Source organism: Kitasatospora sp. NPDC096147 (assembly GCF_044763225.1).
Taxonomy (GTDB): domain Bacteria; phylum Actinomycetota; class Actinomycetes; order Streptomycetales; family Streptomycetaceae; genus Kitasatospora.
In genome coordinates this window covers 734118-758117 of the sequence record NZ_JBIWFX010000003.1, presented here as the reverse complement: position 1 = coordinate 758117, position 24000 = coordinate 734118, and the positions used below count along the sequence as shown (strand labels likewise).

At 70.9% G+C, this 24000-nt stretch carries 16 protein-coding genes; 11 read left to right on the top strand and 5 right to left on the bottom strand.

Going from position 1 to position 24000, the window contains the following annotated elements:
• Positions 1 to 229 precede the first annotated feature (229 nt).
• Positions 230 to 1219: a 2,3,4,5-tetrahydropyridine-2,6-dicarboxylate N-succinyltransferase gene (gene dapD / locus ACIRBX_RS14060; protein ID WP_402296404.1), complete on the bottom strand. Its 990-nt coding sequence runs from the start codon at positions 1217 to 1219 to the stop codon at positions 230 to 232.
• A 133-nt stretch (positions 1220 to 1352) separates the two neighbouring features.
• Here dapD and ACIRBX_RS14055 point away from each other — a divergent pair, with 133 nt between their 5' ends.
• From ACIRBX_RS14055 to argF, 3 genes are all read left to right on the top strand, one after another.
• Complete coding sequence (locus ACIRBX_RS14055; protein ID WP_402296402.1) at positions 1353 to 3014, top strand: 3' terminal RNA ribose 2'-O-methyltransferase Hen1; 1662 nt, start codon at positions 1353 to 1355, stop codon at positions 3012 to 3014.
• Complete coding sequence (locus tag ACIRBX_RS14050) at positions 3014 to 5698, top strand: polynucleotide kinase-phosphatase (RefSeq protein ID WP_402296400.1); 2685 nt, start codon at positions 3014 to 3016, stop codon at positions 5696 to 5698. Before ACIRBX_RS14055 ends, ACIRBX_RS14050 begins: the two co-directional genes overlap by 1 nt.
• A gap of 181 nt (positions 5699 to 5879) precedes the next feature.
• Entirely contained in the window at positions 5880 to 6881 is a 1002-nt protein-coding gene (argF, locus tag ACIRBX_RS14045; RefSeq protein ID WP_402296399.1) for an ornithine carbamoyltransferase, read from the top strand.
• A gap of 97 nt (positions 6882 to 6978) precedes the next feature.
• Here argF and ACIRBX_RS14040 read toward each other — a convergent pair whose 3' ends face one another.
• Positions 6979 to 7503: a superoxide dismutase family protein gene (locus ACIRBX_RS14040; protein ID WP_402296397.1), complete on the bottom strand. Its 525-nt coding sequence runs from the start codon at positions 7501 to 7503 to the stop codon at positions 6979 to 6981.
• A gap of 493 nt (positions 7504 to 7996) precedes the next feature.
• Between ACIRBX_RS14040 and acnA the strand changes: the two genes are divergently transcribed.
• From acnA to ACIRBX_RS14015, 5 genes are all read left to right on the top strand, one after another.
• On the top strand, positions 7997 to 10645 hold the full coding sequence (gene acnA / locus ACIRBX_RS14035) for an aconitate hydratase AcnA (protein ID WP_402296396.1): 2649 nt from the start codon (positions 7997 to 7999) through the stop codon (positions 10643 to 10645).
• Between the two features lie 139 nt (positions 10646 to 10784).
• Complete coding sequence (locus ACIRBX_RS14030) at positions 10785 to 12092, top strand: glycoside hydrolase family 18 protein (RefSeq protein WP_402296394.1); 1308 nt, start codon at positions 10785 to 10787, stop codon at positions 12090 to 12092.
• A 375-nt stretch (positions 12093 to 12467) separates the two neighbouring features.
• Entirely contained in the window at positions 12468 to 13877 is a 1410-nt protein-coding gene (ngcE, locus tag ACIRBX_RS14025; RefSeq protein ID WP_402296392.1) for an N-acetylglucosamine/diacetylchitobiose ABC transporter substrate-binding protein, read from the top strand.
• Positions 13878 to 13958: 81 nt separating this feature from the next.
• A complete protein-coding gene (locus ACIRBX_RS14020; protein WP_402296390.1) occupies positions 13959 to 14891 on the top strand; it encodes a carbohydrate ABC transporter permease in 933 nt (310 codons plus the stop codon).
• A 13-nt stretch (positions 14892 to 14904) separates the two neighbouring features.
• Positions 14905 to 15846 carry a carbohydrate ABC transporter permease gene (locus tag ACIRBX_RS14015; protein ID WP_402296388.1) on the top strand — a complete coding sequence of 314 codons (942 nt, stop codon included), beginning with the start codon at positions 14905 to 14907 and terminating at the stop codon, positions 15844 to 15846.
• A gap of 59 nt (positions 15847 to 15905) precedes the next feature.
• Here the strand turns inward: ACIRBX_RS14015 and pepN are convergent, their stop codons facing one another.
• Positions 15906 to 18470 carry an aminopeptidase N gene (gene pepN / locus ACIRBX_RS14010; protein WP_402296386.1) on the bottom strand — a complete coding sequence of 855 codons (2565 nt, stop codon included), beginning with the start codon at positions 18468 to 18470 and terminating at the stop codon, positions 15906 to 15908.
• A gap of 171 nt (positions 18471 to 18641) precedes the next feature.
• Between pepN and ACIRBX_RS14005 the strand changes: the two genes are divergently transcribed.
• Positions 18642 to 19274 carry a DsbA family protein gene (locus tag ACIRBX_RS14005; RefSeq protein ID WP_402296384.1) on the top strand — a complete coding sequence of 211 codons (633 nt, stop codon included), beginning with the start codon at positions 18642 to 18644 and terminating at the stop codon, positions 19272 to 19274.
• Positions 19275 to 19399: 125 nt separating this feature from the next.
• Here ACIRBX_RS14005 and ACIRBX_RS14000 read toward each other — a convergent pair whose 3' ends face one another.
• Positions 19400 to 20815: an amino acid permease gene (locus tag ACIRBX_RS14000; protein ID WP_402296382.1), complete on the bottom strand. Its 1416-nt coding sequence runs from the start codon at positions 20813 to 20815 to the stop codon at positions 19400 to 19402.
• A gap of 272 nt (positions 20816 to 21087) precedes the next feature.
• On the opposite strand from ACIRBX_RS14000, the gene ACIRBX_RS13995 reads away from it, so the two are divergent.
• Complete coding sequence (locus tag ACIRBX_RS13995) at positions 21088 to 21690, top strand: biotin transporter BioY (RefSeq protein WP_402296381.1); 603 nt, start codon at positions 21088 to 21090, stop codon at positions 21688 to 21690.
• Positions 21691 to 21742: 52 nt separating this feature from the next.
• Positions 21743 to 22228, top strand: coding sequence for a ribose-5-phosphate isomerase (locus ACIRBX_RS13990; protein WP_402296379.1), 486 nt, complete (start codon positions 21743 to 21745; stop codon positions 22226 to 22228).
• Positions 22229 to 22612: 384 nt separating this feature from the next.
• On the opposite strand, the gene ACIRBX_RS13985 is transcribed toward ACIRBX_RS13990, so the two are convergent.
• Positions 22613 to 23860 (bottom strand): GNAT family N-acetyltransferase, encoded by a 1248-nt coding sequence (locus tag ACIRBX_RS13985; RefSeq protein WP_402296377.1) that lies wholly within the window; start codon positions 23858 to 23860, stop codon positions 22613 to 22615.
• Positions 23861 to 24000 lie beyond the last annotated feature (140 nt).

Sequence of the window (24000 nt, the reverse complement as noted above, 5' to 3'; positions counted from 1 at the left end):
GAGGTCCAACACCCGGCCGTGGTCAGCCCCAGGGGTGATCCCGGTTTGCGGCCGGGCCCGACACTCGGCTACCGGGGAGCTCGGGCCGGCCGGGCCGGGTCACCGGGACGCGGGCCACCGTGGAGATGACACGGAGACGACGGAGGCGCGGCACCGGGAGTTCCGGCGCCGCGCCCCGTTCAGAGCCCTTGCGAAGTCCGCCCGGCGGGCGGACGGTCCTGACCGGAGGTCAGTTGTGCGCGTGCAGCTCGGCGTTCAGGCCGCCCCAGGAGCCGGACCGCGCGATCACCTCGACCGCACCGCTCTGCGAGTTGCGACGGAAGAGCAGGTTGTCCTGGCCGGACAGCTCGACCGCCTTGGCGACCTTGCCGTCGGGGGTGGTGACCCGGGTGCCCGCGGTGACGTACAGGCCGGCCTCGACCACGCAGTCGTTGCCCAGCGAGATGCCGATGCCCGCGTTGGCGCCGAGCAGGCAGCGCTCACCGACCGACACGACCTGCTTGCCGCCGCCCGACAGGGTGCCCATGATCGAGGCGCCGCCGCCGATGTCGCTGTGGTCGCCGACCACGACGCCAGCGCTGATCCGGCCCTCCACCATGGAGGTGCCGAGGGTGCCGGCGTTGAAGTTGACGAAGCCCTCGTGCATCACGGTGGTGCCGACGGCCAGGTGGGCGCCGAGGCGCACGCGGTCCGCGTGGGCGATCCGGACGCCGCTCGGCGCCACGTAGTCGGTCATCCGGGGGAACTTGTCGATGCCGTACACGGCCAGCTGGCCGCCCTGGGCACGGACGGCGAGCCGCGCCCGCTCGACCTGCTCCACCGGCACCGGGCCGATGCTGGTCCAGGCGACGTTGGCGAGCAGACCGAAGATGCCGTCCAGGTTCTGGCCGTGCGGCCGGACCAGACGGTGGCTCAGCAGGTGCAGGCGCAGGTACGCGTCGTGCGCGTCGAGCGGCTTCTCGTCCAGGGAGGCGATGGTGGTCCGGACCGCGACGACCTCGACGCCACGGCGGGCGTCGGCGCGCAGCGCCTCGGCCGCGCCCTGGCCGAGGGCGGCGTCGGCCTCCTCGGCGGTCAGCCGGACGGTCCCGGACGGGCCGGGCGCGGTGGCCAGCTCCGGAGCCGGGTACCAGGTGTCGAGGATGGTGTCGTCCTCGGCGACGGTCGCCAGACCGACGGCGAGGGCACCGCTTGCGGGGGTGGAGGTTTCAGCAGTCACATCGAGCACGTTAACGAATCGCCCCCCACCCTGACGAACACGCTCACCGACCGGACGGCGGTGACCCGCGTCCTGGCTGGTCACGGGGAAAACCCGGTGTCCCCCGGGCCGGGCCTCCGCGATACTCGGACGGGTGTTCATCTCGATCTCCACCACAGGAACGGCCGAACGCCCGGCTTCCGACCTGGGCTTTCTGCTCCACAAGCACCCCGACAAGGTGCAGCAGTTCTCGACCTCCCACGGCGAGGCCCACGTCTTCTATCCCGAGGCGGGCGAGCAGTCGTGCACGGCGGTGATGCTGCTGGACGTCGACCCGATCGCACTGGTCCGCAAGGGCCGGGGCAAGGGCCGTTCGGGGTCGCCCGACTTCGCGCTCGCCCAGTACGTCAACGACCGCCCCTACGCCGCCTCCTCGCTGCTCGCCGTCGCACTGCGGACGGTCTTCCGGACGGCGATGAAGGGCGTCTGCGAGCTGCGCCCCGGCCTGGCCGATCAGCCGCGCCCGCTGCGGATCGCGCTGCCCGCCGTGCCGGCCAACGGCGCGGGGGACGGCGGTGGCCCGGCCATGGTGCGCCGACTCTTCGAGCCGCTCGGCTGGCAGGTCGAGGCGGAGGCGATCCCGTTGGACGAGGCCTTCCCGGAGTGGGGCTCCTCCCGCTACGTCCGGGTCGAGCTGTCCGGCGAGCTGCGGCTGGCCGAGGCACTCCAGCACCTGTACGTGCTGCTGCCGGTGCTGGACGGGGCGAAGCACTACTGGGTCGCGCCCGACGAGGTGGACAAGCTGCTCGCGGCCGGCGAGGGCTGGCTCGGGACCCACCCCGAGCTCGCCCTGATCACCCGTCGGTACCTGGCCCGTCGTTGGTCGCTGACCAGGCTGGCGATGGAGCGCCTGGAGCTGGCCCGGCTCGCCGAGGCCGACGACCGAGAGGCCGACGAACTCGACAACGCGGTGGACGACGGTCCGGAGGACGACGCACGGGTGCCGGGCGAGCCGGGGCCGGACGGTCTGCGGGCCGAGGGGAGCGCAGCCGGCACGGCGGACGGGACGGCGGGCCGACCGGTCGGTGCCGGCTCCGGTGGTGACACCGGTGCCGAGGTGCTCAAGGAAGACGCCGAGGGCACCGAAGGCACCGGCAAGCCGGTCACCCTCGGGGTGCAGCGCCGGGTGGCGATCCTGGCCGCCCTTCGGGAGACCGGCGCGGCCCGGGTGCTCGATCTCGGCTGCGGCCAGGGCGAGTTGGTGGCCGAGCTGCTCAAGGACCCGGCCGTGGCCGAGGTGCTCGGAGTGGACGTGTCCTCCCGCGCCCTCTCGGCGGCGGCCCGCAAGCTCCGGCTGGACCGGATGTCGGAGCGTCAGTCCGCGCGGGTGCGGCTGGTGCAGGGAGCCCTCACCTACACCGACGCCCGGCTGAAGGGCTACGACGCGGCCGTGCTCTCCGAGGTGATCGAGCACCTCGACCTGCCCCGGCTGCCGGCGCTCGAGTACGCGGTGTTCGGTGCGGCCCGCCCCGGCACCGTCGTGGTGACCACGCCGAACGTCGAGTACAACGTCCGCTGGGAGAGCCTCCCGGCCGGTCACGTCCGACACGGGGACCACCGCTTCGAGTGGACCAGGGCCGAGTTCCTGGGCTGGGCCGAGAAGGTGGCGGCGGACTACGGGTACTCCGTGTCCATCCGCCCGGTCGGTCCGCTGGACGAGGAGGTCGGCGCCCCGACCCAGCTTGCGCTGTTCCGCCGCAGCGACTCCGCCGATCCCACCAACCCGACCGACTCCACCGAGAGGAGCGCCGCCTGATGACCACCCAGAACCGCACCGAGAACCCTGATCCGGAGCTCCCGCGAGGCCGCTCCCTCCCGGTCACCGACGTGTCGCTGGTCGTCCTGATCGGCTCCAGCGGCTCCGGCAAGTCCACCTTCGCCCGCCGCCACTTCCGACCGACCGAGGTGGTCTCCTCCGACTTCTGCCGGGGCCTGGTCGCCGACGACGAGAACGACCAGTCCGCCTCCGCCGATGCCTTCGACGTGCTGCACTACATCGTCGGCAAGCGTCTGGCCGCCGGCCGCCGCACCGTGGTGGACGCCACCAACGTCCAGGCCGAGGCGCGACGTCAGCTGATCACGATCGCCCGGGACCACGACGTGCTGCCGATCGCGATCGTGCTGGACGTGCCGGAGGGCGTCTGCGCCGAGCGCAACCGCACCCGCCCGGACCGCCAGCTGCCCGCACACGTGATCCCCCGTCAGCAGCGCGAGCTGCGCCGTTCGCTGCGCGGCCTGGAGCGCGAGGGCTTCCGCAAGGTGCACGTGCTGCGGGGCGAGGCGGAGATCGAGGCGGCCGGGATCCGCACCGAGAAGCGCTACAACGACCTGCGCCACCTCACCGGCCCGTTCGACATCGTCGGTGACATCCACGGCTGCCGGTCCGAGCTGGAGACCCTGCTCACCACCCTTGGCTACCGGTTGGAGCGGGACGGGCAGGGCCGGCCGGTGGACGCCGTCCACCCGCAGGGCCGCACCGCCGTCTTCGTCGGCGACCTGGTCGACCGGGGCCCGGACAGCCCGGGTGTGCTCAGGCTGGTGATGGGCATGGTCGGGGCCGGCCACGCCGTCTGCGTGCCGGGCAACCACGAGAACAAGCTCGGCCGCTGGATGGACGGCCGCAAGGTCACCGTCTCCTACGGCCTCCAGGAGAGCATCGACCAGCTGGCCGAGGAGACCGAGGAGTTCCGCGCCGAGGTGCGGGCCTTCATGCGCGGTCTGGTCAGCCACTACCTGCTGGACGAGGGCCGGCTGGTGGTCTGCCACGCCGGCCTGCCGGAGAAGTACCACGGCCGGAACTCCGGCCGGGTCCGCTCGCACGCCCTCTACGGCGACACCACCGGCGAGACCGACGAGTACGGCCTGCCAGTCCGCTACCCGTGGGCGGAGGAGTACCGGGGCAAGGCCCTGGTGGTCTACGGCCACACCCCGGTGCCCAGCGCGAGCTTCCTCAACAACACCATCTGCCTGGACACCGGCTGCGTCTTCGGCGGCAGCCTGACCGCCCTGCGCTACCCGGAGCGCGAGCTCGTCTCCGTCCCGGCGGAGCAGGAGTGGTACGCCCCGGTCCGGCCGATGCGCACCGACGCACCGGGTGCCCGGGAGGGCCGCCCGCTCGATCTCGCGGACGTGGCGGGTCGGCGCGTGGTGGAGACCGCCCACCACGGCCGGGTCGCGGTCCGGGAGGAGAACGCGGCCGCCGCGCTGGAGGTGATGAGCCGGTTCGCGCTCGACCCGCGTCTGCTGGCCTACCTGCCGCCGACCATGGCCCCGGTCGCCACCTCCCGCCGGGAGGGCTACCTGGAGCACCCGGAGGACGCGTTCGCCGGGTACCGGGCGTCCGGCGTCCGGCAGGTGGTCTGCGAGGAGAAGCACATGGGCTCCCGGGCCGTGGTGCTGCTCGCCCGCGACGGTGCCGCGCTGGAGAAGCGCTTCGGAGTGGACGGCCCCGGCGCCATCTGGACCAGGACCGGCCGGGCCTTCCTCGACGGCACCGAGCTGACCGGCGCGGTGCTCGACCGGCTCCGCACGGCAGCGGAGCGGGCCGGGCTGTTCGAGGAGCTGGCCACCGACTGGCTGCTGCTCGACGCCGAGTTGATGCCGTGGTCGCTCAAGGCGGTGGAGCTGCTGCGCCGTCAGTACGCGGCGGTCGGGGCGGCTGCCGGTTCGGCGCTGCCGCAGGTGATCGCCGCGCTGACGGCAGGTGAGGCGCGCGGCCTTCCGCTGGCCGGGCTGACCGCCCGTCAGCGGCAGCGTGCGGCGGACGCCGAGGCGTTCACCGCCGCCTACCGGCGCTACTGCTGGCCGACGGAGGGGCTCACCGGCCTGCGGCTGGCACCATTCCAGGTGCTGGCAGCGGAGGGGAGCAACCTCGCCACCCGCCCGCACGACCAGCACCTCGCCTGGATCGACCGCCTGGTCGAGGCCGACGATCCGGCCGCTCCGATCCTGCAGCGCACCGGCCGGCTGCTGGTCGACACCGCCGACGAGGACTCGGTCGCGGCGGGCGTGGCCTGGTGGGAGGAGCTCACCGCGGCCGGTGGTGAGGGCATGGTCGTGAAGCCGCTGGCCTCCCTGGTCCGGGGGGACGGACGGCGCAGCGAGGAGGCCGACGAGGGCACCGGCCCGGACGGAACCCGCGACGACGAGCGCGGCGGTGCGGGAGCGGCCGTTCCGGCCGGGGGCCGCCTGGTCCAGCCGGGAGTGAAGGTGCGCGGTCGTGAGTACCTCCGGATCATCTACGGCCCGGACTACACGGAGCACCTGGGTCAGCTGCGCCAGCGTTCGCTCGGGCACAAGCGCTCCCTCGCCCTGCGCGAGTACGCACTCGGCCTGGAGGCACTCGACCGCCTGGCGGCAGGGGAGCCGCTGTGGCGGGTGCACGAGGCGGTCTTCGCCGTCCTCGCCCTGGAGTCGGAGCCGGTGGACCCCCGGCTCTGACGGTCCGTCGGGACCACCGGCCGCCCGGTCGGTGGTCCCCCGACCTCCTCTGTTGTCGTCCGCCACCGGCGGCGGATGACGGACCGGCGGGGACTCGCCTCCCTTTTTCTGCATAGAAATTCAGGGAGTCGTATACACTTCCCATCTCACCGTCCCCGCAACAGCAATCCAGGAGCCCGGCATGGCCTTCAACCTCCGTAACCGGCACTTCCTCAAGGAGCTGGACTTCACCGCGCAGGAGTTCCGCTTCCTGCTCGACCTGTCCGCACAGCTCAAGGCCGCCAAGTACGCGGGGACGGAGCAGCGCCGCCTGGTCGGCAAGAACATCGCCCTGGTCTTCGAGAAGACCTCCACCCGCACCCGCTGCGCCTTCGAGGTGGCCGCGCACGACCAGGGTGCGACCACCACCTACCTCGACCCCTCCGGGTCGCAGCTCGGCCACAAGGAGTCGATCAAGGACACCGCCCGGGTGCTGGGCCGGATGTTCGACGGCATCCAGTACCGGGGCCACGGCCAAGTCCTGGTCGAGGAGCTCGCCGCCTTCGCCGGCGTCCCGGTCTGGAACGGGTTGACCGACGAATGGCACCCGACCCAGGCGCTGGCCGACATCCTCACCATCGTCGAGCACAGCACCGAGCCGCTGGAGCGGACCAGCCTGGTCTACCTCGGTGACGCCCGCTTCAACATGGGCAACTCACTGCTCGTCACCGGCGCACTGCTCGGCATGGACATCCGGATCGTCGCGCCCAAGCAGCTCTGGCCGGCCGAGGAGGTCCAGCAGCAGGCCCGTGCCCTGGCCGAGGTCAGCGGGGCCCGGATCACCCTGACCGAGGACGTGGCCGCCGGGGTCGCCGGCGCCGACTTCCTCTACACCGACGTCTGGGTCTCGATGGGCGAGCCCAAGGAGGTCTGGGCCGAGCGGGTCGAGCTGCTGAAGCCGTACCAGGTCTCGATGGAGATCATCAAGGCGACCGGAAACCCGAAGGTCAAGTTCCTGCACTGCCTCCCGGCCTTCCACGACCTCGGCACCGAGGTCGGCCGGCAGATCCACGCGGCCACCGGCATGTCCGAGCTCGAGGTCACCGACGAGGTCTTCGAGTCACACCACTCGGTGGTCTTCGACCAGTCGGAGAACCGCCTGCACACCATCAAGGCCGTCCTGGTGGCGACCCTCGGTTCCTGACGGCCTGACGGCCTGACGGACGCTCAGCAGCGCCTGGGCGAAGCCCCCCGGGGCAGGACCCCGACGGGACGCCCTCGACGGTGCGCGCGGACGAGGCTCAGAAGTCCACGTTGACGCAGCCCACCCGCTGCGCCAGCGAGTGCCCCTGCCCGTCCTCGCCGGCGTGCAGGACCAGTGCTCCGGCCCCGCCCGGCCGGAACTCCCAGGCCACGGTGGAGTGGGCGGCGGCCCGCCCGAGGGAGTCGGTGCGCAGGGTGAGCCAGAGCTCGTTGTGGTCGTTGGCGTAGCCCGGATCGGTGGAGGGCTGCACCGGGTCGGGCACGTCCTGGTAGTGCGGGCCCGAGTCGCCGGGGGCGGTGCCGCAGCCCCGGACGTGCGCGTGGACGGGGTAGGTGTGATCGGGCGTCAGTCCGTCCACCTCCATCGAGACCGTGGTGGTGCCGCCGGCCCGCTCCACCACCACCCGTGCGGTCGCGCCGTAGGGGACCGCCTCCGGCACGAAGCTCACGGCCGTCACGGGGGCGATCCCGTCGGGTCGGTCGAAGGTGGCCTCCACGGTGGTGCAGGGGAGGACGGTGGCGGGCAGCAGCGCCAGCGCTGCCAGGGTGGGGGCGGCGGGCATAGTGGGGCCTCTCGGCTCTCGGGTCGGACGGTCCTCGGGGTGGACGTTCGCCCCCAAGCTGTCAGCCGCCCGGCCCCGCGCGGGCCCGCCACCCACGGGGACCCGCCGAAGTCACCCGTTCGAGACCTCGCCGACGCCCGGCCCCGGCCCCCCCGGTCCGGGCGCTCCTGCCTCTCCGCGACCCCTGCCATGACCCCTCCCACGCCCCCCTCTCGACCCCGCCCCGGCCCGGTGTCGGGCGGGGTGCGGTGGGGTGCGGCAGGGTATTGGGGAGAGGTATTGCGACGAGCCCGTCAGATAGGGGCATGCCGAACGTGGCCGGGGCACACCTATGCACTATGGTTTATCTCGACATCGAGATAACTCCGCGCTAGGATCTATCTTGACGTCAAGATACTTGCCGAGAGGCGTACGCCTCCCAAGGTGGCGGTCGGGCCCAAGTTAGGGTCACCTTACCACCGGGTGGATCCAGAAGGACCAGAAGGAGTCAGTCGTGTCCGCGAACAGCTTCGACGCCCGCAGCTCGCTGCAGGTGGGCGACGAGTCGTACGAGATCTTCAAGCTCTCCGCCGTCGAGGGTTCCGAGCGGCTGCCGTACAGCCTCAAGGTCCTGCTGGAGAACCTGCTCCGCACGGAGGACGGCGCGAACATCACCGCCGACCACATCCGCGCGCTCGGGAACTGGGACGAGAACGCCCAGCCCAGCGAGGAGATCCAGTTCACCCCGGCCCGGGTGATCATGCAGGACTTCACCGGTGTCCCCTGCGTGGTCGACCTGGCCACCATGCGCGAGGCCGTGAAGGAGCTGGGCGGCGACCCGGCGAAGATCAACCCGCTCGCCCCGGCCGAGCTGGTCATCGACCACTCCGTCATCGCGGACAAGTTCGGCACCCCGGACGCCTTCGTCCAGAACGTCGAGATCGAGTACGGCCGTAACCGCGAGCGCTACCAGTTCCTGCGCTGGGGCCAGACCGCGTTCGACGAGTTCAAGGTCGTCCCGCCCGGCACCGGCATCGTGCACCAGGTGAACATCGAGCACCTGGCCCGCACCGTCATGGTCCGCAACGGCCAGGCGTACCCCGACACCTGCGTCGGCACCGACTCGCACACCACCATGGTGAACGGCCTGGGCGTGCTGGGCTGGGGCGTCGGCGGCATCGAGGCCGAGGCCGCGATGCTCGGCCAGCCGGTCTCCATGCTGATCCCGCGCGTGGTCGGCTTCAAGCTGACCGGCGAGCTGCCGGCCGGCACCACCGCCACCGACCTGGTGCTCACCATCACCGAGATGCTGCGCAAGCACGGTGTGGTCGGCAAGTTCGTCGAGTTCTACGGCAACGGCATCGGCTCCATCCCGCTGGCCAACCGCGCCACCATCGGCAACATGTCGCCGGAGTTCGGCTCGACCTGTGCGATCTTCCCGATCGACGCCGAGACCATCAACTACCTGAAGCTCACCGGCCGCGACGAGCAGCAGCTCGCCCTGGTCGAGGCGTACGCCAAGGAGCAGGGCCTCTGGCACAACCCGGCCCACGAGCCGGTCTACTCCGAGTACCTCGAGCTGGACGTCTCCACCGTCGTCCCGTCGATCTCCGGCCCGAAGCGCCCGCAGGACCGCGTGATCCTGGCCGAGGCCGCCTCGAAGTTCGCCGAGGCGCTGCCGACCTACTCGGCCGAGGCCAGCAAGCCGACCGCGGTGACCGCCCCCGACGGCTCGCAGTACCAGATCGACAACGGCGCGGTCGTGATCGCCTCGATCACCTCCTGCACCAACACCTCGAACCCCTCCGTCATGCTGGGCGCCGCCCTGCTGGCGAAGAAGGCCGTCGAGAAGGGCCTCACGGTCAAGCCGTGGGTCAAGACCACCCTGGCCCCCGGGTCCAAGGTCGTCATGGACTACTACGAGAAGGCCGGCGTCCTCCCCTACATGGAGAAGCTGGGCTTCAACCTGGTCGGCTACGGCTGCGTCACCTGCATCGGCAACTCGGGCCCGCTGCCCGAGGAGGTCTCCGCCGCGGTGAACGAGGCCGACCTCGCGGTCGTCTCGGTGCTCTCCGGCAACCGCAACTTCGAGGGCCGGATCAACCCGGACGTCAAGATGAACTACCTGGCCTCCCCGCCGCTGGTGGTCGCCTACGCCCTGGCCGGCAACATGAACGTCGACATCACCCGCGACGCGCTGGGCCAGGACGCCGACGGCAACGACGTCTTCCTCGCCGACATCTGGCCGTCCGAGCAGGAGGTCGCCGACACCGTCGCCGGCTCCATCGACGAGGAGATGTTCGCCAACGGCTACCAGGACGTCTTCGCCGGCGACCACCGCTGGCAGTCGCTCCCGGTCCCGACCGGCAACACCTTCGAGTGGGACGCCGAGTCCACCTACGTCCGCAAGCCCCCGTACTTCGAGGGCATGGCCAAGACCCCGAGCCCGGTCAGCGACATCGCCGGCGCCCGCGTGCTGGCCAAGCTGGGCGACTCGGTCACCACCGACCACATCTCCCCGGCCGGCAACATCAAGCCGGGCACCCCGGCCGCGCAGTACCTCACCGAGAACGGCGTGGAGAAGCGCGACTTCAACTCGTACGGTTCCCGCCGTGGCAACCACGAGGTGATGATCCGCGGCACCTTCGCCAACATCCGCCTGCGGAACCAGATCGCCGAGGGCACCGAGGGCGGCTACACCCGCGACTTCACCCAGGCCGACGCGCCGGTGTCGTTCATCTACGACGCCTCGCAGAACTACCAGGCCGCCGGCATCCCGCTGGTCGTCCTGGCCGGCAAGGAGTACGGCTCGGGCTCGTCCCGCGACTGGGCGGCCAAGGGCACCGCGTTGCTCGGCGTCAAGGCCGTCATCGCCGAGTCCTACGAGCGCATCCACCGCTCCAACCTGATCGGCATGGGCGTCCTGCCGCTGCAGTTCCCGGAGGGCCAGAACGCCGAGTCCCTCGGCCTGACCGGCGAGGAGACCTTCTCCTTCACCGGCGTGACCGAGCTCAACGAGGGCCGCACCCCGAAGACCGTCAAGGTCAAGGCCGGGGACGTGGAGTTCGACGCGGTCGTCCGCATCGACACCCCCGGTGAGGCGGACTACTACCGCAACGGCGGCATCCTGCAGTACGTGCTGCGCAGCCTGATCAACGGCTGAGCAACAGCAGCCTGAGCCGAGGGGCCCGGACCGCACCAGCGGTCCGGGCCCCTTGTGCGTTCGCCTTCAATGGACTACACCTCTCAAACAGCACTTGGTCCAGACCATTTGACGCCGTTTCAGAGATTGGGTCCCCCAGATGCCCAGAAGAACCTCTGCACTGCTCGCGGCCGCCACGGCCGCCGCCCTGCTCGCCCCCGCCACCGCGTACGCCCACGGCGGCGGCCAGGCCCCGCAGTTGAACGGCCAGCGGGTCGGCTACTTCACCCAGTGGGGCGTCTACTCCGGCTTCTCCTTCAAGAACGTCCAGACCTCCGGGCAGGCCGGGAAGCTCACCGTCATCAACTACGCCTTCGGCAACGTCAGCGCCGAGGGCAAGTGCTTCGAGGCCAACGAGGCCGGGGTCGGCGACGCCTGGGCGGACTACCAGCGCCCGGTCGGCGCCGAGGAGTCGGTGGACGGGGTGGCCGACGCCGAGGCGCAGCCCCTGAAGGGCTCGTTCAACCAGCTGCGCAAGCTGAAGGCGAAGAACCCCCAGCTGAAGGCCGTGATCTCGCTCGGCGGCTGGACCTGGTCCAAGTACTTCTCGGACGCCGCGCTGACCGACGCCTCGCGCAAGGCGTTCGTCGCCTCCTGCCTGGACCTCTACGTCAAGGGGAACCTGCCGCAGCTCGGCTCCGCCGAGGGCGGCCCGGGCTCGGGCCTCGGCGTCTTCGACGGCATCGACATCGACTGGGAGTACCCGGGCGGCGACGGGGACCCGGGCAACGTCTCGCGCCCGGAGGACGGCCGCAACTTCACCCTGCTGATGGCCGAGTTCCGCCGGCAGCTGGACGAGCTGGGGAAGAAGTCGCGCAAGCACTACCTGCTGACCGCCGCCGTCGCGGCCAACGACAAGGTGGCCGACCGGCTGGAGCTGCCGAAGGTGGCCCGGTCGGTGGACTGGCTCAACCTGATGACCTACGACCTGCACGGGCCGTGGGAGGGCAAGGGGCCGAGCAACAACCAGGCCCCGCTGTTCGCCGTGAAGGGCGACCCGGCGCCGGTCCAGCGGAGCGCGGACAAGGCCGTCCGGCACTACATCGAGAAGGGCCTGCCGGCCCGTCAGACGGTGGTCGGGGTGCCGTTCTACTCGCACACCTGGACCGGGGTGCAGCCCGGCCCGAAGGGCGACGGGCTGTTCCAGCCGGCCGCCGCCTCCGGCGGGGACGTGCCGTTCAAGGACCTGAAGAACCTGCCCGGCACCGTCCACACCGACTGGCGCTCGGGCGTCAGCTGGAAGTACGACGGCAACACCTTCTACACCTACGACACCCCCGAGGTGCTGACCTACAAGGCGGCCTACTCCCGGCTGACCGGTCTGGGCGGGGTGATGGCCTGGGCGCTGGACCACGACGACGCCCAGGGCACACTGGTGAAGGCTCTTGACAAGGGCATGAAGTACTGACGTAGCGTCATTCAGGGTCCGGATGCCCACTGCGCGGCTTCGCGCGTCACTGTTCTGTGATGCGCGAAGCTGCGCATTTCTATGTTCAAACGAACACAAGCGCGCTAGATTTCTGCCAGCCGGTGGGGCTGTCGGGCAAATATGCAGGCTCCCTGCACATTGCACATGCTGCACCGCCGACAACGCTTTGGCTCCCACGCGTCACATCGGGCAGTCCGGCTATTGCCGCCAGATGAACAGTGGACTATACCTTTGCGCATCACAGAAACCGCCTCTGACCGGCCCCTTGGCCGCTAGGCGAGCCTCACCCGACAGGAATTGACGGTCCGTCAGCTCCTGCACGCATCTCCTGGACACCGAGGGGTTAGGGCACTCATGGGCTCCGCAACCGAGTACAACCGCCGTGACATCTTCAAGCGGGCCGCGGGCATCGCGGTGATCGCTGCCACCGGCGGCTCCCTGCTCACCGCCTGTGCCGGTGGCACCGGCAGCAGTGACAGCAAGGGCAGCAAGAAGGCCGGCGAGTACGACCTGAAGAACGCCGACAACCCGTTCGGCGTCGACCCGAAGCTGGGTCTCGAGGCGTTCATCTTCGACGGCGGCTACGGCAAGGACTACCTGGCCGCGTTCGCCGCGATCTACACCAAGAAGTTCCCGGACGCCAAGGTCAACCAGCAGGCCGACAAGGACATCACCGGCAAGCTGCAGCCGCGCTTCAACGCGGGCTCCCCGCCGGACGTCATCGACGACTCGGGCAACAAGCAGATCAAGCTCGACGTCCTGGTCGACTCCGACCAGCTGGTCGACCTCGCCCCGCTGCTGGACGCGCCGTACATCGACGACCCGTCCAAGAAGATCCGCGACGTGCTGCTCCCCGGCACCATCGAGTCCGGCACGGTCAAGGGCAAGGTCTACAACATCTCCTACGCCTACACCATGTGGGGCCTCTGGTACTCCGGCAAGCTCCTCAAGGACAACGGCTGGACCGCCCCGAAGACCTGGGCCGAGTTCATCACCCTCTGCGAGCAGGCCAAGGCCAAGGGCATCGCCCCGCTCGCCCACCAGGGCAAGTACCCGTACTACATCAACGTCGCCATCCTGGACATGATCGCCAAGCAGGGCGGTCTCGACCTGATGAAGCGGATCGACGCCCTGGAGCCGGCCGCCTGGGACGACCCGGCCGTGAAGACCGCCGTCGAGGCGTTCTACCAGGTGATCGACAAGGACTTCCTGCTCCCCGGCACCAACGGCATGACCCACACCGAGTCGCAGACCGCGTGGAACCAGTACAAGGCCGTCTTCATCCCCTCCGGCTCCTGGCTGGAGAACGAGCAGCTGTCCTCCACCCCGGCCGACTTCGAGATGACCTTCCTGCCGATGCCCTCGCTGCCCGGCGACAAGCTGCCGTTCGAGGCCATCCGGGCCGGTGCCGGTGAGCCCTTCATCGTCCCGAAGAAGGCCAAGAACGTGGCCGGCGGCCTGGAGTTCCTCCGGATGATGCTGACCAAGGAGGCGTCGGGCAAGTTCGCCCAGGCCGCCAACAGCCTCACCTGCCTGAAGGACGGCGTCGGCCCCGAGGTCCAGCTGAAGCCGGGCACCAAGTCGACCGTCGCGGCCCTGGCCGCGGCCGGTGCCAACACCTTCAACTTCCAGTACCCGAACACCGCCTCCAAGTTCGACGAGGACCTGCAGAACGCCTCGGGCGAGCTGGTCGCCAAGCGCATCACTCCGGCGGAGTGGATCAAGCGCGCCAAGGAGTCGGCCACCAAGAACAAGACCGCCTGATCCAGCGGTACGAGCGCGCCGGGGAGGCTCCCGCACCAGCCTCCCCGGCGCGTACACACCTGACGGACAGGAGAAGTGACGATGCGTCACAACAAGTACCCCTTCATCGTGGGGTTCCTCTTTCTTCCGATCCTGCTGTACGTGGGCCTGGTGCTCTGGCCCTACGCGCAGACCTTCGGATACTCCCTGACCGACTGGTCGGGGCAGAGCCAGGAGATGAACTTCGTCGGCCTGGACAACTACACGAAGCTCTTCGGTGACGAGGTCTTCCTCGGCGCGCTCTGGCACAACCTGCTGCTCCTCGCGGTGCTGCCGGTGGTGACCATCCTGATCGCGCTGTTCTTCGCCTTCATGCTGAACGTCGGCGGCAAGGGCGGCACCGGTGGAGTGCAGGGCGTGCGCGGCGCCGCCTTCTACAAGGTGGTCTTCTTCTTCCCGCAGGTGCTCTCCATCGCGATCCTCGCGGTGCTCTGGCAGGCGGTCTACCGCACCGACGGGGCCGGTCTGGCCAACGGTGCGCTGATCAAGCTCGGCCTGGTCGACCCGATGCACCCGATCGCCTGGCTCTCCGACCCGGACCTGGTGCTCTGGTGCATCATGGGCGTCCTGGTCTGGGGCGGCGTCGGCTTCTACCTGGTGCTGTTCTCGGCGGCCATGCAGTCGATCCCGAAGGACATCTACGAGGCGGCGCTGCTGGACGGCGCCAAGCGCGGCCAGACCTTCTTCAAGATCACCCTGCCGCTGCTCTGGGAGACCGTGCAGACCGCCTGGGTCTACCTGGCCATCGTGGCCATGGACGCCTTCGCGCTGGTCGCCTCGATGACCCCGGGCCGTACCTACGGCGGTGGCCCCGACCACCACAGCGAGCTGATGTCCACCTACCTGATGCGCAACTTCCTCGCCTTCGGCGAGGCCGGCTACGCCTGCGCGATGGGTGTCGTGATCTTCTTCTTCACCCTGATCCTGTCCGTCGTCTCGCTCCGGGTCACCCGGCGCGACCGGATCGAGTACTGAGCGGGGGCCGGTCATGAGTACCAGCGTCGACAACACCACCGTCCCCGCCCAGCGCACGGCCAAGAGCCCGGCGACGAAGAAGGAGGCGAAGTTCGCCGACTCCGGCGGCGTGCTGAACGTCTTCTCGCACGGCTTCCTGGCGATCTGGGCCCTGATGATCGTCTTCCCGCTGCTCTGGGTGGTGCTCGGGTCCTTCAAGACCGACGCCCAGATCAACGGCTCGGCCTGGAGCTGGCCCACCTCGTGGAGCTTCCGGGCCTTCGGCGCGGCGTGGGAGAAGGGCATCGGCGGCTACTTCGCCAACACCCTGATCGTGCTCGCCGGTTCGCTCACCCTGACCATGCTGCTCGGTGCGATGGCCGCCTACGTGCTGGCCCGCTACGAGTTCAAGGGCAACCGGGCGATCTACTTCCTGTTCGTCGCGGGCGCGATGTTCCCCGTCTACCTCGCGCTCGTCCCGCTCTTCTTCATGGTCCGCAACCTCGGCGAGATCAGCCCGTACCTCGGTCTGAACAGCTACCTGGGCCTGATCCTGGTGTACGTGGCGTACTCGCTGCCGTTCACCGTGTTCTTCCTGCACTCGTTCTTCCGCACGCTGCCCACCTCGATCCACGAGGCGGCCATGCTGGACGGCTGCTCGCACACCACGGCGTTCTTCCGGATCATGATCCCGATGGCCAAGCCCGGTCTGATCAGCGTCGGCATCTTCAACGTGCTCGGGCAGTGGAACCAGTACATCCTGCCGGTCACCCTGATGCAGGCGACCGGGGCCGGCGAGGCCGACCACTCGATGCTCGCCCAGGGCCTGGTCAACCTGGCCCTGTCGGCCGGGTACAAGAGCGACGCCCCGGTGCTGTTCGCCGGCATGACCATCGCGATGGTGCCGGTGCTGGTGGTGTACCTGTCCTTCCAGCGCCAGGTGCAGGCCGGTCTGACCTCGGCCACCCTGAAGTAGTCGCGAACGACACCCGAGGGGCCCGGTCCAGCAGGACCGGGCCCCTCGGCGTGCCCGGGTCAGCCCCGGTCGGCGGCCTGCGCCCGCAGTGCGCGGGCCAGGTCGTCGCGGCACTCCAGGACCAGGCGGCGCAGCGCGGGGGCGGCCTCCGGGTGCCCGGCCAGCCAGCCGTCGGCGGCGGCCAGGGTGGCCTCGTCGGTCTGGAAGCGCGGGAAGAAGCCGCCGACGATCCGCATCGCGATCTCGATCGAGCGCTGCGCCCAGACCTGCTCGATCACCTCGAAGTACGGGCCGGCGTACGGAGCGGTCAGCTGCCGCTGCCCGGCCTGCGCGAAGCCCGCGATCTGCGCCTCGACCAGGGCGTTGGGCAGCTGGTCGGAGTCGATCACCGCGGCCCAGGCGGCGGCCTTGGCGGCCTCGGTGGGCAGCGCGGCCAGCGACTCGGTCAGGTGCTGGCGTCCGGAGGCGGTGTTGTCCAGCTCCAGCTCGCCGTTCAGCTGCTCGGCGGTGGCCCGGCCGGCCGCCGCCAGGGTCAACCAGAGCGACCAGCGCAGTTCCTGGTCCACCGTCAGCCCGTCGATCCGGGCGCTGCCGGCCAGCAGGCCCTCGACCAGCTGGAGGTGCTCGGCGCCGTCGGCGGTGTCGGCCAGGAAGCGGGCCCAGGCCAGCTGGTGGTCGCTGCCCGGCTCGGCGGCCCGCAGCTCGCGCAGCGCGCAGGCGGCCAGCAGCCGCCCGCCCTCGGCCCGGTGCTCCGGGGCGGCGTACAGGTCGAGCGCGGTCCGGGACTGCTGGTGCAGCGACTGCAGCACGCCGATGTCCGACTCGGAGCCGGCGAAGCGGTCCACCAGGTCGAGGTAGTCGCGGGCCGGCACCAGCCCGTCCCGGGTCAGGTTCCAGACCGCCGACCAGGCGATGGCCCGGCTCAGCGGCTCGGTGATCTCGCCGAGGGCCTCGCGCAGGGTGGCCAGCGACCGGTCGTCGAAGCGCACCTTGCAGTACGTCAGGTCGTCGTCGTTCAGCAGCACCAGGGCCGGGCGGGCCTTCCCGGCCAGCTCGGCGACCACCGTGCGGGCGCCGGCCACGTCCAGCTCGACCCGCTCGGTGCGCACCAGTGCGCCGTCGGTGTCCCGCTCGTAGAAGCCGATCGCGACCCGGTGCGGCCGGGCCGGCTCGCCGTCCTGGAGCACGGCGAACTCGGTGATCCGGCCCTCGGCGTCCACGGTGAGCTGCGGGGTCAGCACGTTCACCCCGGAGGTCTGCAGCCAGGCGGCGGCCCAGGACCTGAGGTCCCGTCCGCTGGTCTCCTCCAGCGCCACCAGCAGGTCGTCCAGCACGGTGTTGCCGAAGGCGTGCCGCTTGAAGTACTGGCGGGCGCCCTCGAAGAACGCCTCCGGACCGACGTACGCCACCAGCTGCTTGAGCACCGAGGCGCCCTTGGCGTAGGTGATGCCGTCGAAGTTGAGCTTGGCGTCCTCCAGGTCACGGATGTCGGCCGTGATCGGGTGGGTGGTCGGGAGCTGGTCCTGCCGGTACGCCCACGCCTTGCGCCGGTTGGCGAAGGTGGTCCAGGCGGCGGTGTACTTGGTGCCCGCGCCGATCAGGCCGTAGGAGCCCATGAAGTCGGCGAACGACTCCTTCAGCCAGAGGTCGTCCCACCACTTCATGGTGACCAGGTCGCCGAACCACATGTGCGCCATCTCGTGCAGGATGACGTTGGCCCGGCTCTCGTACGCGGCCTCGGTGACCTTCGACCGGTAGACGAACTCCTCCCGGAAGGTCACGCAGCCCGGGTTCTCCATCGCACCGATGTTGTACTCCGGCACGAAGCACTGGTCGTACTTCCCGAACGGGTACGGGTAGTCGAACTCGGTGTGGAAGAAGTCCAGGCCCTGCTTGGTGACGGTGAAGATCTCGTCGGCGTCGAAGTACTTGGCCAGCGACTTGCGGCAGGTCGCCGCGAGCGGGATCTCCAGCGTCGAGCCGTCCTTCGACTCCCGGCTGTAGTGGTCGCGTTCGACGTGGTACGGGCCGGCCACCACGGCGGTCAGGTAGGTGGAGATCGGCCGGGTGGGGGCGAACTGCCAGGTGCGGGCGGCACCTTCGTCGGTGACCTCGGTGTGCACCGCGTTGGCGTACACGTCCCAGGCGGCCGGGGCGGTCACCGAGAAGGTGAACGGCGCCTTCAGGTCGGGCTGTTCGAAGTTCGCGAACACCCGCCGGGCGTCGGCCGGCTCGTAGTGCGTGTAGAGGTAGGTCTCGCCGTCCACCGGGTCGACGAAGCGGTGCAGGCCCTCGCCGGTCCGGCTGTAGGCGCAGTCCGCCTCCACCACCAGCACGTTCTCGGCGGCCAGGCCGTCCAGCGCCACCCGGGTGCCGTCGAAGACGGCCGCCGGGTCCAGCGCAGCCCCGTTCAGGGTGACGGCCCGCACCGCCGGGGCGAGCAGGTCGGCGAAGGTCGACCCGCCCGGCTCGGAGCTGCGGAAGGTGATGGTGGTGGTGGACCGGAAGGTCACGGCCGCCGGGTCGACGGCGGAGGTGACATCGAGGTGGACGCGGTAGCCGTCCACGGAGAGGATCGCGGCCCGCTGCTGGGCTTCCTCGCGGCTCAGGTTCTTGCCCGGCACGGGCGGTACTCCCTTGTCTCGCTCGTACGGTGTCGGTCGGGGGGTCTTCCCCGGGTGGCATCCTTTCACGGCCGTCCGGCGGTGCCATTGCACAGACCGGCGGAATCAGTCGGGTGGTCCCTCGTGTTGCGTTCAGTGGAACTGCCCCCGACCGCGCGTAAGGATGCCTCCGTGACGACCGCCGATTCGAAGAAGATCGCCGACTTCTGGTTCGACCCGGGCTGCCCGTGGGCCTGGATGACCTCCCGCTGGATGCTGGAGGTGGAGCAGCTCCGCCCGGTCGAGACCCGCTGGCACGTGATGAGCCTCGCGGTGCTCAACGAGGGCCGCGACCTCCCCGAGCAGTACCGCGAGTTCCTCGACAAGGCCTGGGGCCCGGTCCGGGTGCTGATCGCCGCCGCCCAGCAGCACGGCGACAAGGTGCTCGGCCGGCTCTACACCGAGATGGGCACCCGCTTCCACAACCAGGGCCTGCCGAACGAGCGGGCCACCATCGAGGCCGCCCTGGTCGCCGCCGGCCTGCCGGCCGAGCTGGCCGACGCCGCCGACTCCACCGAGTACGACGACGCCCTGCGGGCCTCCCACGCCGAGGGCATCGGCCTGGTCGGCGAGGACGTCGGCACCCCGGTGATCGCGGTCGACGGCCCCGACGGCGACCGGGTCGCCTTCTTCGGCCCGGTGGTCACCCCCACCCCGCGCGGCGAGGCCGCCGCCCGGCTCTGGGACGGCACCGTCCTGGTCGCCGCCACCCCGGGCTTCTACGAGATCAAGCGCACCCGCAAGGCCGGGCCCTCGTTCGAGTAACGGGCACGCGCGGGCCCGGAAGGCGGTCCACCCGCGACTGACCCACCGTCAGTCGGCCGCGGGTGTCACCGTCCACCGCGTGCGGTCCGCTCGCGCCCCCCCGGGCACGAGCGGACCGCAGGTGGCTAGCGCGAGCGGACCGCGCCCTTCTGCCGCACCAGGCCGACGACCGCCAGGACCACCGCGAGCCCGCCCGTGAAGTAGAGCTGGGTGCGGTTGTCGGCGTCCAGGGTCATCAGCCCGAGGACGGCGACGACCCCCGCGAGGGTCACCCAGGTCAGGTAGGGGAAGAGCCACATCCGGACGGTGAGCAGCTCCGGCGACTCCCGCTCCAGCCGCCGCCGCATCCGCAGCTGTGCCACCGCGATGAACCCCCAGACCACCAGCACCGCCGCGCCGACCATGTTCAGCAGCCAGACGAAGATCGTCTCGGGCCACCAGAAGCTGAGCAGCACCGCGAAGAACCCGAACGCCGACGAGGCCAGCACCGCCAGCCGGGGCACTCCGCCGTGCACCTTGGCCAGCGCCTTCGGCCCCTGCCCGCGCTGCACCAGCGAGAAGACCATCCGCGAGGACCCGTAGATGTTGGCGTTCATCGCCGACAGCAGCGCGATCAGCACCACCACGTTCATCACCTGCCCGGCCGCCGGGAAGCCGATCGCGTCCAGCACCGCGACGTACGGGCCGCTGGAGCGCACCTCAGGGTCGTTCCACGGCACCAGGGTGACGATCACCGCCATCGAGCCGACGTAGAACAGCGCGATCCGCCACATCGCGGTGCGCACGGCGGTGGCCACGCTGCGCCGGGGGTTCTCCGACTCGGCGGCGGCGATGGTGACGGTCTCCAGGCCGCCGTAGGCGAAGACCGAGGCGAGCAGTCCGGTGACCAGGCCGTCGGCGCCGTTCGGGAAGAAGCCGCCCTGACCGGTGAGGTTGCTGGTGCCGGGGGCCGAAGTGCCGGGCAGCAGGCCGCAGATGGCGAGCACGCCGATCACCAGGAAGGCGGTGATCGCCAGCACCTTGACGGCGGCGAACCAGAACTCGAACTCGCCGAAGTTCTTCACCGCCGCCAGGTTGGTGGCACAGAAGAAGGCCATGAAGAGGGCGACCCAGACCCAGCTCGGGGAGCCGGGGAACCATCTGACCATGATCCCGGCGGCGCCGATCGCCTCGGCCGCGACGCCCACGCAGAGCAGGGCCCAGAACATCCAACCGACCGTCAGGCCGGCCCACGGGCCTATCTCGCGTTCGGCGTGCACCGAGAAGGAACCGCTGGCCGGACGGGCGGCGGACATCTCGCCGAGCATCCGCATGATCAGCATGACCAGCAGGCCGGAGATCGCGAAGGCCAGCACGATGGCGGGGCCGGCGGCGGCGATGCCGGCCCCGGACCCGACGAACAGGCCGGCGCCGATCACCCCGCCGAGGGCGATCATCGACAGGTGACGCTGCTTCAGGCCGTGCGAGAGCTGGCCGGACGGCGAGGCCCCCGAGCCGGGCTCGGTGGGCTCCACCACGGGTGGGGAGGAAGGGGTCGGCATCAGGGTGGGTCCAGACGTGTGTACGGATTGCGGGGCGACCCGTCCACTATTCGGGAAGCTCCCTGGACATGCCAATGCGTACGCTCCGACGACCGCGATCCGGACATCTTCCTGACCGAAAGTGATCGATCGGCTACATCGATTGTCGTAGTCAGGATGGTTCCGACAAGCACGGTCGTCCACCCTTGGCCGGTTCCGACGCCTGCCCGGACCGTCCGCTCGGCATAGGTTCCTGAGTGATCACCCCTGCACAGTGACTAAGGAGACCGCCGATGGCCACCGCCACCACCCTCCCCGGCCGCACCCCGGTCCTCGCCGACCTGCTCCCGCAGGCCGCCACCCGGCTCGGCACCCAGGCCCGCGACCTGGCCCTGGCCGCCGGGGGAGCGGCCCTCACCGGCCTGGCCGCCCAGCTCTCCGTCCCGGTCCCCGGCTCGCCCGTGCCGGTTACCGGTCAGACCTTCGCCGCCCTGCTGGTCGGCACCGCGCTCGGCACCCGGCGCGGCGTCGCCTCGCTCGGCCTCTACCTGCTGGCCGGCATGGCCGGGATGCCGTGGTTCGCCGAGGGCAGCTCCGGCTCCGCCATGCCCAGCCTGGGCTACGTGATCGGCTTCGTGCTGGCGGCCGGCCTGGTCGGTGCGCTGGCCCGGCGCGGTGCGGACCGCAGCCCGCTGCGCACGGCCGGCGCGATGCTCCTCGGCACCCTCGCCATCTACGCGGTCGGCGTCCCCTACCTCGCCCTCTCGCTCGGCGTCCCGCTGGCCCGGGCGGCCGAACTCGGCCTCTACCCCTACCTGGTGGGCGACGGCCTCAAGGTGCTGCTGGCGATGGGCGCGCTGCCGCTGGCCTGGAAGCTGCTCCGACGCGACGCCTGACCGGACGGGACCGGCGGTGACCCGGGTCCACGCGCATGCCACACTCATACGCATGCGCGTGTACCTGGGTTCCGACCATGCCGGATACGACCTCAAGAACCACCTCGTGAAGTGGCTCCAGGAGAACGGCCACGAGCCGGTCGACTGCGGCCCGCACGTCTACGACGCCGAGGACGACTACCCGCCGTTCTGCCTGCGGGCGGCCGAGCGGACCGCAGCCGACGCCGAGGCGCTGGGCATCGTGATCGGTGGCTCGGGCAACGGCGAGGCGATCGCCGCCAACAAGGTGAAGGGCGTGCGCGCGGCGCTCGCCTGGAGCGAGCAGACCGCCGAGCTCGGCCGCGAGCACAACAACGCGAACGTGATCAGCATCGGCGGCCGGATGCACACCGTCGAGGAGTCCACCCGCTTCGTGGAGATCTTCCTCAACACCCCCTACAGCGGCGCCGAGCGCCACACCCGCCGGATCGAGATGCTCTCGGACTACGAGACCACCGGTGAGCTCCCCCCGATCCCGGCCCACCACCCGCAGGGCTGAGCCGCTCGCACCTTCGGGCACCGGGCCCGGCTGCAGCACCTACGGGCGCGAGGTCCGGGCGCAGCGCTTTCGGCCGCGAGGTCTGGGTGCAGCACCTTCGGGCGCGAGGTCCGGTCGCAGCACCTTCGGGCGCGAGGTTCAGTTGCAGCGACCTGGGGGCGCGAGGAACTGCGCGGGGTGGGAAGGCAGCACGTGCAACTGGCTGACGGTGGGTCAGTTGCAGATGAGCCGCCTTCCGACTCGCGCAGTTCCTCGCGCCCCTGAGCGCTTGCCCTTCCGGGCCTCGGGGCCTTGGCCGAACCTCGTGCCCGCGCGGCGGAGCCGCAGATCGGCAGAGCCTCGTGCCCTGAGCGCTGCCCTTCCGGGCCTCGTGCCCCGTCGCGGTCAGAAGCCGTGCGGCAGCCAGGGGGCGACGTCCGAGGCGAAGGCCCGGGTGGCCTCCGTCAGGGCGCCGTCGCGGAGTTCGGTGACCAGGCCGGCCGCCGCCAGGGCGGAGAGCCGGACGCCGCCGAGGTAGGCGGCCCCCAACTCCCGGACGTCCAGGGCCAGGTCGGCGGGGTCCTCGGTGCGGACGCAGCTCGCGGCCTTGCCCGGCCCGTCCGAGTGCAGCCGCCACCGCCCGGCGTTCCACGGACAGAACGCGTCCGAGACCTCCAGCACCAAGTCGACCGCCGAGGCGTACGCCCGCTGCTCCAGCGCCGCCCCGAGCTCCACCAGCCGGACGTACATCGAGTCCACCAACTGCGGCTCGAGCCGCCGGGGATCGTCGACCAGGTGCAGCAGCGGGTCGTCCACCGGACGGTTGCGGACCCGGACCCGCCCGGTCAGGTCCTGGTCCAGCAGGAACTGCCAGAGCGCCGCGTAGACGGCCGGCGTCCGGGCCTCCACGTCCCGCACCCGGACGGTGCCGTCCGCGATGTCGGAGGCGTTCCACTCCATCGCGACGGCGTACCGGGCGTAGCCGAGCAGTTGCCCGCTCTCGCGGTCCTCGGCCACCACGCACTGGAGCGGCGAGGCGCCGTCCCGCCCGGCCGGGTCGTCCTTCAACGGCTGCTGCTCCCAGCCGGGCTGCCGGGCCAGCATGCCGGGCCGCCCCGGCACCAGCTCCGCGTAGAGCTCCTCGCAGGCCGCCAGCACCGACGCCGGCGGGACCAGCCGCAGCCGGACCGCACGGTCCACCGGCACCCGGACCTTGACCCGCCGGGGCACCGTGACACCCATCCGCCAGGTGCCGAGGCCGTAGCCGAACCGGCCGTAGATGGCGGCCTCCGAGGCGGTGAGCACCGCGAGCGCCTCGCCGCGCCGCCGGACCTCGTCGAGCTGATCGCGCATCAGCCGGCTGAGCACGCCGCGCCGCCGGTGGGTGGGCAGCACGCCGACCATGGTGACCCCGGCGGCCGGGACCACCGCGCCGCCGGGCACCGCGAGCCGGAAGCTGAACGCACTCGCTCCGCCGACCGGCAGGTCGCCGTCCCAGACCCCGACTGAGCGGTCAAGTTCGGTCAGCGCCCGCCACAGGGCCCGGTCCGCCGGGAAGTCCTCGGACCCGCCGAAGGCCACCTCCAGGTTCCGGTACCACCGGTCCCACTCCTCGGCGGCGAGCGGGCGGAAGGTCAGGTCGTCACCTGTCATGTCGTCAGAAGTCGTACGCTGTGCGGTCATATGCCAAGAGCTACCACCTGGTGTCCGTCGTGCGCGACCGACATTCGACGGGGGTGGACCACGGGCCCCGCCACCTCCCCGCCGCTTCCCCCGCCACCGCCCCGGCGCCT